Consider the following 11,867-nt stretch of genomic DNA (forward strand, 5'->3'; position numbering starts at 1 on the left):
TGACAGGGTTGGATCCCCTGATTTTCCTCAGGGTTAGTATTAAAGATAACACAAACAAAATGTAACGCTTTGATAACAACTCAAATTGATAAACGAGGAGAACGACAAAAGGTAACAAACTATGCAAGTGGCGGGGAATAAGATTGAAATACGGTAAATGAACGGACCCGATACATCGATGCAACCGACAATACGCTGTTTAGCTGGCGTACTACGATTGCGCTGTGATTATTCATACTGAATTCAATCAGCATGGTAATACTTATTATTATAAAAAACGTATTGCTTATTATTCTTGCTTATCATCTTCAATAAACAGATCAATAAATGCCCGTTGCTCGGGTAAAAGATCCCACGAAGCGGGAATATCCTGCTTTTTGTCTACAACGGTTTCATTCTCTTGCTCATTATTATGATGAGCAGGTGTAACAGTGGACTGTTGTTCCTGTGTGGACATCAGTTACCCCCAGATTTTCCAGACCACCAGAGCAACCACGATCCAGAACACGGCGGAGCCCAGAAACACGGTGAACCATGCTTTACGTTTCATCGCGGGATCTCTGCGCGCAGGCTGGTTTCCAGAAGGCATTGCTAACCTCATACTATCGAAATCACTTATCATTTAGGCACCAAACAATCGGTACAATTAATCATCAGATAGGAGGAATCCTAATAAAAACGTCCTGAAAAAGCCAGATAATTTTCGAACCCAGCTTTATAAATAACTTAATTGTTTGATCGGTTATAAATATTTGAAAGAGATTTTGGCAGGGTTACTCATTTGAAACTACTTTGAAGAATGTTTTCCATAAATAATATAGGGATAATAGACAATTAAAAAATCATGAATACATTCAACGACCCCGCTGGTATGGCTGGAGAACCAGGATACCAACGAGGCAACTTCCGTTATTATTTCTCTGGCAATTTAATATCTTTGAACATAGCTTCAATGTCATCGTTGGAACGCAACGCCACCGCTGTATCCACCACATCGCGTGTCAGATGCGGTGCGAAACGCTGAATAAAATCATACATGTAGCTGCGTAAAAACGTGCTACGACGAAAACCAATTTTAGTGGTACTGTGACTGAAAATATCATGAGCATCAACACGCACCAGATCCGGATCAGAGATAGGATCCACTGCCATGCTGGCAATCACGCCCACGCCCAGCCCAAGTCGGACATAGGTTTTTATCACATCAGCATCGGTTGCGGTAAAAACAATACGCGGCTCAAGACCCGCGCGATTAAACGCAGTATCCAGTTCTGAGCGCCCCGTAAAACCAAAGGTGTAAGTCACCAACGGATATTGCGCCAGCTCTTCAATGGATACAGAGGCTTTGCCCGCCAACGGATGGTCTGGCGTAACAACAATCGAACGGTTCCAGTGATAGCATGGCAACATCACCAGATCATCGTACAAATGCAATGCTTCCGTCGCGATGGCAAAATCAGCATTCCCCTTCGAAACAGCCTCGGCAATTTGCGTCGGCGATCCCTGATGCATATGCAACGAAACGCGAGGATAACGCTCAATAAAACCTTTAATCACGTTGGGCAGCGCGTAACGCGCCTGGGTGTGCGTGGTGGCGATATACAACGAGCCTTTGTCGGGCCAGGTATGTTCACCAGCAACCGATTTAATGGCATCCACTTTAGACAAGACTTCGCGGGCAATACGAATAACTTCCTGCCCTGCCGGAGTCACCTGCGTCAGGTGCTTACCGCTACGGGCAAAAATCTGGATGCCAAGCTCATCTTCCAGCATACGAACTTGCTTACTGATCCCTGGCTGGGAGGTATAGAGTCCTTCGGCCGTTGAGGAGACATTAAGGTTGTGATTTACCACCTCAACGATATAGCGAAGCTGCTGTAATTTCATGTTAAGCCATCCAGAATTATGCCATCAGAACATCGTTTAAAAGCAGACTCACACGCGCTGCTAATACGATTTAATAATAAAAAGCCTGCCAACTATAACCACTATATCATTTCTATGTGATCTGTATAGGCATGACAAAAAATAATACGCCAGAAACAAAAAGGGCCGCTTACGCGACCCTTTGAGGAGAAATTCAGCCGGAATGCTGTTATTTCTTCCCTTCTACCCATTTGCCATCAACGAAAAATGCAGACCACCCGGTTGCTTTACCGTCTTTTTCCGCAGCGACATACTGCTGCTTAGTTTTACGGCTAAAGCGAACCATCGACTTATTACCATCGGGGTCCGTCTGCGGCGCATCGGCCAGATAGCGCAGTTTTTCCGGCAAACGATCGCGGAAGCGATACAACTCTTCCACTAACGGCGCACGGGTTTCACGTGATTTCGGGAAGGTGTTCGCAGCCAGGAAAATACCTGCTGCACCATCACGCAACACGAAATACGCGTCCGATTTTTCACACGGCAGTTCCGGCAACGGAACAGGATCTTCTTTCGGCGGAGCCACTTCGCCGTTACGCAGGATCTTACGGGTGTTTTTACACTCGTCGTTAGTACATGCCATGTATTTACCGAAACGCCCCATTTTCAGGTGCATTTCAGAACCACATTTCTCGCACTCAACGACAGGACCGTCATAACCCTTAATGCGGAACTCGCCCTCTTCGATTTCGTAACCATCGCAGGTCGGGTTGTTACCACAGACATGCAGCTTACGTTTTGGATCGATGAGATAGCTGTCCATCGCCGTACCACACTTCTGGCAGCGACGTTTCGCGCGCAAAGCGTTGGTTTCCGCGTCGTCGCCTTCCAGCACGTTCAATACTTCGTTTTCCGGCACCAGGTTAATGGTGGTTTTGCAACGCTCTTTCGGGGAAAGTGCGTAGCCGGAGCAACCAAGGAAAACGCCGGTGCTGGCGGTACGAATACCCATCTTGCGCCCACATGTCGGGCAATCAATGCTGGTCAGCACCATCTGGTTCGGACGCATACCGCCTTCTTCAGGATCTTTCTCGGCTTTATCCAGTTGCTGAGTAAAATCGCTGAAGAAGTTGTCGAGCACACCTTTCCACTCGGCTTCGTGGTTCGCCACCTGGTCAAGGCTGTCTTCCATCTGCGCGGTGAAATCGTAGTTCATCAACTCGCGGAAGTTTTCTTCCAGACGATCGGTGACAATTTCACCCATTTTTTCAGCGTAAAAGCGACGGTTCTCCACGCGCACATAACCGCGATCCTGAATCGTAGAAATGATCGACGCATAGGTAGATGGACGACCAATGCCACGCTTTTCAAGCTCTTTAACCAACGACGCTTCACTAAAGCGCGCAGGCGGTTTAGTAAAGTGCTGTGCTGGCGTCAGTTCAATAAGCGTCAGCGTATCGCCTTTTTCTACCGCCGGTAAAATGCGATCTTCATCACCCTTACGCAGTGCAGGCATTACTTTCGTCCAGCCATCGAATCGCAGAATACGACCGCGCGCCTTCAGACGGAAATCACCCGCGCCCACGGTCAGCGTGGTGGAGTCGTATTTGGCTGGCGTCATCTGACAGGCAACAAACTGGCGCCAGATCAGTTGATACAGTTTTTGCGCATCGGCTTCCATATCTTTCAGCGATTCCGCCTGTACGGCGACATCGGAAGGACGGATAGCTTCGTGCGCTTCCTGCGAGTTCTCTTTGCTGGCGTACTGGTTCGCGCTCTCCGGCAAATATTTTTTGCCAAAATTATCGCTGATGTAATCGCGAACCATCGTCACCGCATCCTGGCTCAGGTTGGTTGAGTCAGTACGCATATAAGTGATGTAACCCGCTTCATACAAGCGCTGCGCCATCATCATGGTTTTCTTCACACCGAAGCCCAGACGCGTGCTGGCGGCCTGCTGTAGCGTGGAGGTGATGAACGGCGCGCCCGGCTTGCTGCTGGTCGGCTTATCTTCTCGTTCCAGAACGCTGTAGCGCGCTTTTTCCAACAGGCTAACGGCAGCAAGCGTTTGTTCCCGGTTGACCGGGCGGAACGGTTTATCATTCTGATGCGTCACCTCAAGCGGTAACGCGTCGCCGCCTGGCGTGGTGGTGTTGGCATCAATCTCCCAGAACTCTTCTGGAACAAATGCTTTGATTTCGCGTTCACGCTCAACCACCAGACGCACAGCAACCGACTGTACGCGGCCAGCTGACAGACCGCGCGCAATTTTTTTCCACAGCAGCGGCGACACCATATAGCCCACAACACGGTCCATAAAGCGGCGCGCCTGTTGCGCATTGACACGGTCGATGTTCAGTTCGCCAGGTTTTTCAAACGCCTGACTAATAGCATTTTTGGTAATTTCGTTAAACACCACACGGCTGTAGCGGGTGTCATCGCCGCCGATCACTTCCCGCAGGTGCCACGCAATGGCTTCCCCTTCGCGGTCAAGGTCGGTTGCGAGATAGATGTGGTCGGCTTTTTCAGCCAGTTGCTTCAGTTCAGAAACCACTTTCTCTTTACCGGGCAGCACTTCATAGCGCGCATCCCAGTTGTGCCACGGGTCAACACCCATACGATTGACGAGAGCGCCACGTTCATCCTTTTTGGGCTTTTTAGCCGTTTTGGTGGAGGTTGAGTCGGCGCTCTTTTTAGTTGCTGAGCCACTGGTCGGCAAATCACGGATATGACCGACGCTGGATTTCACCACGTAGTCATTACCCAGATACTTGTTGATCGTTTTGGCTTTTGCCGGGGACTCAACGATGACAAGAGCTTTACCCATATTCACCTTTACCTAATTTGATTCTTCCAGAATGCGTCGCACGTTGATTCACCTTCCACTGGCGACGAGACATCGATATGGTCTCTACGTCTGCGGATATCAACCCCTTAAACTGATTCGCGCTTGCAATGTAACTCTCATATAACTGAGTTAACAGGCTTTTTTGCTCACAAACGCTATAGCACGACGAAGTATTGGTCGAATGTCAAGCAAATCTGTTGCCAGATTGACGAAAGCGTCACACTGTACCTGATAAAATGCGTTACGCAACTTTATTAGCATGCAAAAACAAATCTCGCCAGTTGTAACACCGTCGTAAAACCTTCATTTATGTCAGGGAATATTTGCCCATAAGCGGGGCTCAGCGTAGACTAATGTCCTTGTTTAAGGAGTAAATCATGCATAAAGACACTCAACCCATCGATCGCGAAACACTGCTGATTGAAGCCAACAAAATCATTCGTGAGCATGAGGACACGCTGGCGGGGATTGTCGCCACCGGTGTTACGCAGCGAAATGGCGTACTGGTTTTCAGCGGAGATTACTTTTTAGACGAGCAAGGGCTACCGACGCCTAAAAGTACGGCTGTGTTTAATATGTTTAAACACCTGGCACACGTACTTTCTGAAAAGTATCACCTGATCGATTAACGCAAGAAATCATTTGCCGGATGGCGGCGCTGCCTTCTCCGGCCTACGATGCTCTGAACCTGTAGGCCGGATAAGATGCGTGAGCATCGCCATCCGGCAATTGCAATTTTACATCAGAGGTTTCTGCCCCCGCTGCCACCAGCGCATCAGCAAACGGTCAGCGCTCTCCGCCGCACTACCGGTAAAACGGTCCATCAGTTTTTTACGCTGCAGGTAACGTACGTTCAATACCTCGCGGCCCTCCATCAACCCGAGGATCACCTCATCGCTGGTATTGATCTCATCCACCAACCCGTTTGCCAGCGCCTGTTGACCAAACCAGTGTTCACCCGTGGCAACCTGCTCAATGTCCAGAGTCGGACGCATGCGCTGCACAAAATCTTTAAACAGATGATGCGTTTCGTTCAGATCTTCACGGAATTTCTGCCGCCCTTCTTCCGTGTTTTCACCGAGTAAGGTCAACGTACGCTTATACTGTCCGGCGGTGTGCAGTTCGATATCAATATCTTTCCCTTTCAGGAAACGGTTAAAGTTCGGGATCTGCGCTACGACGCCAATTGAGCCGACGATAGCAAACGGCGCCGAGACAATTTTATCCGCCACGCAGGCCATCATATATCCGCCGCTGGCAGCGACTTTATCTACCGTGACGGTTAGCGGGATCTGCTTATCACGCAGGCGTTGTAACTGGGACGCAGCCAGGCCATAACCATGTACCACACCACCCGGACTTTCAAGACGCACCACCACCTGGTCCAGGGGTTTAACGACCGCCAGCACTGCCGTCACTTCTTCGCGTAATGCGCTGACTTCATGGGCATCCATACTGCCTTTAAAATCAAGTACCCATACACGCGGTTTATCAGATGACGTGCTGTCTCCCAGTTTCGCTTTTGCCTTCGCCGCTTTCGCCTCCAGCTTATGTTTCTTTTTCTGCGCCTTGTGCCAGAGTTTTTGCTGATGCCCATCTAACAGGGCCAGCGACAGGTCTTCCTTCATCTCTTTATATTGATCGCTGAGATTAATAACCCGCAATTCTCCACGCTGACGTTTGCGTTGTGTCGCGTTCACAATCAGCATGACAATGACCGCAATAGCCACCACAACAGTGGCAATTTTTGCCAAAAACAGCCCATATTCAGACAACAATTCCACAAGACCCACCTTGGTTAAACAACGCTACTTTCGCTCAGTGTACAACAGCCTTGTTAACCCGTCTTGTTTCATCCATCTGGTGAGTAATCAGCAAAAAGCATGACAAAGCGTTCATTTTGCGGTGTTATTGCCTTTGGCTGATTGAAAAAGAACAGGGTTTAAGGCATAAAGCCCAAAAGTTATCGCGAACGAGATGGCCAGACGTCGCCGAGGAGTAGCCGTGCATTACCAACCTAAACAAGACCTTCTACAGGGCCGCATTATTCTTATCACCGGTGCCAGCGATGGTATCGGACGCGAAGCCGCGCAGACCTATGCGCGCTATGGCGCGACGGTTATCCTGCTTGGGCGTAACGAAGAAAAACTGCGTCAGGTTGCCCGCACTATCGCCGATGAAAACGGAACACAACCACAGTGGTTTACACTGGATCTACTGACCTGTACCTCTGAAGAATGTCACCAGCTTGCGCAGCGCATTGCTGCACATTTTCCGCGTCTGGATGGCGTACTGCATAACGCCGGATTACTCGGCGATATTTGTCCAATGAGTGAACAAAACCCGCAGGTCTGGCAGGATGTGATGCAGGTAAATGTAAATGCCACTTTTATGCTGACTCAGGCATTGCTGCCGTTGTTACTCAAATCCGATGCCGGATCGCTGGTCTTTACCTCTTCCAGTGTCGGTCGCCAGGGACGCGCCAATTGGGGAGCATATGCCACCTCAAAATTTGCGACCGAAGGGATGATGCAGGTTCTGGCTGATGAGTATCAAAACCGTCATCTGCGCGTAAACTGTATCAATCCTGGTGGGACGCGAACTGGCATGCGAGCCAGCGCATTCCCAACGGAAGATCCGCAAAAATTGAAAACTCCCGCCGATATTATGCCGCTCTACCTGTGGCTGATGGGCGATGACAGCCGCCGTAAAACCGGTATGACTTTCGATGCCCAGCCGGGCCGTAAACCAGGAATTGCCTAATGAGTGAAGAACGCTATCAACAGCGCCAGCAGCGCGTAAAAGACCGGGTTGACGCCCGTGTTGCCGCAGCGAAAGATGAGCGCGGAATTATCATCGTGTTCACTGGTAATGGTAAGGGAAAAACCACCGCCGCGTTCGGTACCGCCACGCGCGCGGTGGGTCACGGGAAAAAAGTCGGCGTGGTGCAATTTATTAAGGGCACATGGCCAAACGGCGAAAGAAACCTGCTCGAACCTCATGGTGTAGAATTTCAGGTGATGGCGACCGGGTTTACCTGGGAAACACAGAATCGTGAAGCTGACACCGCTGCCTGTCTGGCAGTGTGGGAACACGGTAAGCGGATGCTGGCCGATCCTGAGCTGGATATGGTTGTGCTGGATGAACTGACGTATATGGTGGCCTACGACTACCTACCGCTTGAAGAGGTGATCAACGCCTTAAATGCGCGCCCAGCCCAGCAAACGGTCATTATTACTGGTCGAGGATGCCATCGCGATATTCTGGAGTTAGCCGACACGGTCAGCGAGTTGCGTCCGGTCAAGCATGCTTTTGAAGCGGGCATTAAAGCCCAAATGGGGATTGATTACTAACAGCAGGCCGGATAAAGCGCTTGCGCCGCATCCGGCTCCACGCTAACGCCTGATGGCGCTTCGCTTATCAGGCCTGCTCATGATTAACCGTTGTTGCTGCGCCCACCCGGACGACGGCTGCTGCCGACCTGAGAGTGACGTTTCACCGCACGGCGGATCTGATTCGCTTTCATGCGACGACGGTCTTTCTCAACAGCGACTTTAGACGTGGTTTCCGGTTTCAACTCCACCAGTTCACGCAGATAGTTGGTCTGCGCAAGATCAAGCTCTGTCCAGCCACCACGCGGCAGGCCTTTCGGCAGTGGGATATCACCGTAACGGACACGGATAAGACGACTAACCTGCACGCCTACCGCTTCCCACAGGCGACGAACCTCGCGGTTGCGGCCTTCAGTCAGCGTGACGTTATACCACTGGTTGATCCCTTCACCACCGCTAAACTTGATGGTTTTAAACGCCGCCGGACCATCTTCCAGCTGTACGCCACGGCTCAGATCGCGCAGTTTAGCATCGTCAACCTGACCGAACACACGCACCGCGTACTCGCGTTCAACTTCACGGCTCGGGTGCATCAAACGGTTCGCCAGTTCACCATCAGTAGTAAACAGCAGCAGACCACAGGTATTGACGTCCAGACGACCAACGGCAATCCAGCGTGCATCGCGCAGTTTTGGCAGGCGATCAAATACGGTCGGACGACCTTCCGGGTCGTTACGGGTACACAGTTCACCTTCTGGCTTGTAGTAGGCCAGAACGCGGCAGATTTGTTCTGCAGATTCTTTCACCGAAATAAGATGACCGTCGATACGGATTTTCAGACCCGGTGTCACTTCAACGCGATCGCCGAGCGTGGCAATTTTGCCATCAACGCTCACGCGACCCGCGGCAATTATGGATTCAATTTCACGGCGAGAACCGTGGCCAGCGCGCGCCAGCACTTTTTGTAACTTTTCGCTCATAGAGCTTCCTTTAGATGTCGCCTTCACAGGCGTCTGGTATACTTTCAAAAACAACGAGTTAACTAAAAAATCAACTTAACTCATTGATCTGTAACTCTTTCATGGTACACAGAATGGCAAACAACGTGTCACACAAGCTGTCACACACAATGATTCGTGGGCGCACATATTACACTAACTTTAGACTAAATGATTCAACAAGTTTTGTGCGCTTAAGTCTCGGTACTGATAGCCGAAAGCAAGCAGAAGTGATCATGAACCAAATCCGTCCTTTCATTTCCCTTGTGCAGAATGGAACGATGAGCCTCGATGAGTTCAAACGCAAAATACAGGGCTACCGAGCCGCTACTAAGCAGGACTTTGACAACTATCTTCTACATGCACTCGAAAGGGATGTTGCCGAAGTGAAGCGTCTGCCAGAGTTAGGACGATGGCACAGAAACATGAATCCTGACCATCCTTTAACAGCTTCTGATACGATTGAGGCAGCTCAAGGTTACTCAGAAGCACACTTCCAACGCATGATGAATGGTAGCGATCAAATGGCAAACGAAGTGCTTGCAAGTCTTCAGATGATGAAACTTGAACTTTCCAAGGATGATTTGCCCCTTGCTAATCAAGTGGGCGCTGCTATTGATATGAGCCGCGCGACCGTCGCGCAAGCCTATGAAGCATTCTTTTCGAATGATCTGCTGCGATATCGCCAACTCGTTGCCACACTGCAAGCTCAGTTAGAAGAGCAGAAACTGAAATCCTCACCGCAAAGTATTGTTCAAGCAAACCAGTCTTTATCAACGGAATTTAAAGACACAGCAAGCCAGGAAATCAAACTATCCGAAGCATGGACTCGGTATGTTGAAGAAAAAGGTCAAAAATGGCGTACAAGCATTGCTAACGAGAACCAGCGTTTCTTTGATGTACTGATTTACGTTGTTGGTGATAAACCGATTGATCGGGTTACAAAGCAAGATATTCGTGAAGCGCTGAAAGTGACCGAAAACTTACCTACTCGTATTAAGCTGCCATACAAGCATCTATCTTTGCCTGAATGCATTGATTATGACGTTCCAGAGGAAGACCTGATCAGTAGCCAGCATGTTGTAAAACATCTCAAGATCTGGCGCTCGCTTTTTAAAACTTACCTCGTTGACACCAAAGATCTGTTAGAGAAATCCCCTACCGACGGAATCTCATTTGAGGTGAAGCCAAACCGTAGAGGCCATTTCAGTAACGCTGAGTTGAGTAAACTTAAGACCAAGCTGTTCTCACTGGAAAACAACGATTGGCGCAAATGGTACTTCCTTACCCTCATTTATACTGGTGCTCGACGTGGTGAGATTGCCTCTATCAGAAAGCGGGACATTCGTTTAGATGAAGAAACTTCACGCTGGTACATTTTTATAGAAGATGGGAAAACCGAACAAGCCCAACGCCAGATACCACTCCATAGGATTTTAGAGTCAGGTTTGCTCAATCTTGCCGAAACTCTTAATGATAGCGATCTAATTTTCTTTGACTTACCTAACTACACTACCGCTACTGAAGAATGGGCTAAGTTGATGAATGAAACTGGTGTTCCTGATTATGATGAGTTTGGACTAAAAAGGCGCATTGAATCGCCACGGATAATCTAGACACTTCCGAGCCGTTGATAATACTGGTTTTCATATTCTGTCGGTGACATATCATCGCTGGAACCATGCCGACGCTTACTGTTATAAAACATTTCGATGTAATCAAAAATATCACTGCGGGCTTCTTCCCGCGTTCCGTAGATCTTTTTCTTTATCCGTTCGCGTTTCAACAACTGGAAAAAGCTTTCTGCAACCGCATTATCATGGCAGTTACCGCGACGGCTCATGCTGCCTTCCAGGCCGTGTGATTTCAGGAACGACTGCCACTCATGGCTTGTGTACTGACTGCCCTGATCCGAATGAACCAGCACCTGTTTTTGGGGATTACGCCGCCATACAGCCATCAGCAGTGCGTTCAGGACAATGTCCTTTGTCATCCGGGATTGCATGGACCAGCCGATAATTTTGCGTGAGAACAGATCAACAACCACGGCAAGATACAGCCAGCCTTCGTGGGTCCTGATGTAGGTTATGTCCGTTACCCAACGCTCATCCGGAGCATCCGGATTGAACTGTCTCTGGAGCCTGTTGGGTGACACGATACTGGCCTCGCCTTTACGTGCCCGCGGGCTCCGGTATCCGACCTGAGCCTTTATCCCGACACGTTTCATCAGTCGCCAGACCCTGTTCACTCCGCACGGTTGCCCGCTGTCACGCAGATCCAGATGGATTTTGCGATAACCATAGACGCATCCCGATTCCAGCCAGAACTGTTTAATCTGTCCTGTCAGTCTCAGGTCTGCCTGATGGCGTTGTGAATGCGGCTGCTGAAGCCAGGCGTAAAAACCACTGGGATGAACATCCAGCACCCGACAGAGCAGGCGAACAGGCCAGCAACAGGTGTTGTCACGGATAAAGGCGTACCTCAGTCGGACAGCTTTGCGAAGTACGCCGCGGCTTTTTTTAATATGTCCCGTTCGTCGGTAACCCGCTTCAGCTCTTTCTGGAGACGGCGGATCTCGGCCTGAGCATCTGACTGTTCTTTATTTGTGGAAGAATCCGGACCGTACTTCTTTATCCAGGCGTAAAGGCTGTGGGTGGTGATATCGAGACGTGTTGCAACGCTGGCAACAGAATAACCGCGATCAACAACCTGTTTGACTGCTTCAGTTTTAAACTCTTCGGGATAACGCTTACCGCTCATGGGCACCTCTCTTTAAGCCATCTTAAATGACTCTGAGGTGTCTGTTAAACCCGTGGCGATTCA

11 protein-coding genes are annotated in these 11,867 nt (G+C 49.6%); 4 read left to right on the plus strand and 7 right to left on the minus strand.

Features of this window, described 5'->3' with window-relative positions; genetic code table 11:
* Positions 1-289: 289 nt before the first annotated feature.
* The 4 genes from OGX91_RS12960 to topA form a co-directional block, all read right to left on the minus strand.
* A complete protein-coding gene (locus tag OGX91_RS12960; RefSeq protein ID WP_286626465.1) occupies positions 290-457 on the minus strand; it encodes a YciX family protein in 168 nt (55 codons plus the stop codon).
* Between the two features lie 3 nt (positions 458-460).
* Positions 461-622, minus strand: coding sequence for a YmiA family putative membrane protein (locus OGX91_RS12965; protein ID WP_199946995.1), 162 nt, complete (start codon positions 620-622; stop codon positions 461-463).
* Positions 623-912: 290 nt separating this feature from the next.
* Positions 913-1,887 (minus strand): HTH-type transcriptional regulator CysB, encoded by a 975-nt coding sequence (cysB, locus tag OGX91_RS12970; protein WP_005126442.1) that lies wholly within the window; start codon positions 1,885-1,887, stop codon positions 913-915.
* A 208-nt stretch (positions 1,888-2,095) separates the two neighbouring features.
* The gene (gene topA / locus OGX91_RS12975) at positions 2,096-4,693 is read right to left on the minus strand and encodes a type I DNA topoisomerase (RefSeq protein ID WP_286626466.1); all 2,598 of its coding nucleotides are present in this window, start codon (positions 4,691-4,693) and stop codon (positions 2,096-2,098) included.
* Positions 4,694-5,091: 398 nt separating this feature from the next.
* On the opposite strand from topA, the gene OGX91_RS12980 reads away from it, so the two are divergent.
* Positions 5,092-5,343 carry a YciN family protein gene (locus tag OGX91_RS12980; RefSeq protein ID WP_003020616.1) on the plus strand — a complete coding sequence of 84 codons (252 nt, stop codon included), beginning with the start codon at positions 5,092-5,094 and terminating at the stop codon, positions 5,341-5,343.
* A 108-nt stretch (positions 5,344-5,451) separates the two neighbouring features.
* Here OGX91_RS12980 and sohB read toward each other — a convergent pair whose 3' ends face one another.
* Entirely contained in the window at positions 5,452-6,498 is a 1,047-nt protein-coding gene (sohB, locus tag OGX91_RS12985; RefSeq protein WP_286626467.1) for a protease SohB, read from the minus strand.
* Positions 6,499-6,718: 220 nt separating this feature from the next.
* Between sohB and OGX91_RS12990 the strand changes: the two genes are divergently transcribed.
* Both OGX91_RS12990 and cobO read left to right on the plus strand, forming a co-directional pair.
* Positions 6,719-7,477 (plus strand): YciK family oxidoreductase, encoded by a 759-nt coding sequence (locus OGX91_RS12990; RefSeq protein ID WP_286626468.1) that lies wholly within the window; start codon positions 6,719-6,721, stop codon positions 7,475-7,477.
* Positions 7,477-8,067 (plus strand): cob(I)yrinic acid a,c-diamide adenosyltransferase, encoded by a 591-nt coding sequence (gene cobO / locus OGX91_RS12995; RefSeq protein WP_005126437.1) that lies wholly within the window; start codon positions 7,477-7,479, stop codon positions 8,065-8,067. Before OGX91_RS12990 ends, cobO begins: the two co-directional genes overlap by 1 nt.
* A gap of 83 nt (positions 8,068-8,150) precedes the next feature.
* On the opposite strand, the gene rluB is transcribed toward cobO, so the two are convergent.
* The gene (rluB, locus tag OGX91_RS13000; RefSeq protein WP_003020625.1) at positions 8,151-9,026 is read right to left on the minus strand and encodes a 23S rRNA pseudouridine(2605) synthase RluB; all 876 of its coding nucleotides are present in this window, start codon (positions 9,024-9,026) and stop codon (positions 8,151-8,153) included.
* 254 nt (positions 9,027-9,280) lie between these two features.
* Here rluB and OGX91_RS13005 point away from each other — a divergent pair, with 254 nt between their 5' ends.
* Positions 9,281-10,660 (plus strand): site-specific integrase, encoded by a 1,380-nt coding sequence (locus tag OGX91_RS13005; protein ID WP_286626470.1) that lies wholly within the window; start codon positions 9,281-9,283, stop codon positions 10,658-10,660.
* Here the strand turns inward: OGX91_RS13005 and OGX91_RS13010 are convergent.
* A protein-coding gene (locus OGX91_RS13010; protein ID WP_123652889.1) for an IS3 family transposase occupies positions 10,657-11,804 on the minus strand; the annotation gives its coding sequence in 2 pieces (ribosomal slippage) (positions 10,657-11,567 and positions 11,567-11,804; 1,149 coding nt in all). The genes OGX91_RS13005 and OGX91_RS13010 overlap by 4 nt on opposite strands.
* Between the last annotated feature and the right edge of the window lie 63 nt (positions 11,805-11,867).

This window comes from Citrobacter sp. Cpa228 (assembly GCF_030333085.1).
GTDB classification, from domain to species: Bacteria; Pseudomonadota; Gammaproteobacteria; order Enterobacterales; family Enterobacteriaceae; genus Citrobacter; species Citrobacter pasteurii.

Bases quoted from the DNA above. Each gene is read 5' to 3' on its own strand.
- OGX91_RS12960 (WP_286626465.1), bottom strand. From the start codon at position 457: ATGTCCACACAGGAACAACAGTCCACTGTTACACCTGCTCATCATAAT.
- OGX91_RS12965 (WP_199946995.1), bottom strand. From the start codon at position 622: ATGATAAGTGATTTCGATAGTATGAGGTTAGCAATGCCTTCTGGAAAC.
- cysB (WP_005126442.1), bottom strand. From the start codon at position 1,887: ATGAAATTACAGCAGCTTCGCTATATCGTTGAGGTGGTAAATCACAAC.
- topA (WP_286626466.1), bottom strand. From the start codon at position 4,693: ATGGGTAAAGCTCTTGTCATCGTTGAGTCCCCGGCAAAAGCCAAAACG.
- OGX91_RS12980 (WP_003020616.1), top strand. From the start codon at position 5,092: ATGCATAAAGACACTCAACCCATCGATCGCGAAACACTGCTGATTGAA.
- cobO (WP_005126437.1), top strand. From the start codon at position 7,477: ATGAGTGAAGAACGCTATCAACAGCGCCAGCAGCGCGTAAAAGACCGG.
- rluB (WP_003020625.1), bottom strand. From the start codon at position 9,026: ATGAGCGAAAAGTTACAAAAAGTGCTGGCGCGCGCTGGCCACGGTTCT.
- OGX91_RS13005 (WP_286626470.1), top strand. From the start codon at position 9,281: ATGAACCAAATCCGTCCTTTCATTTCCCTTGTGCAGAATGGAACGATG.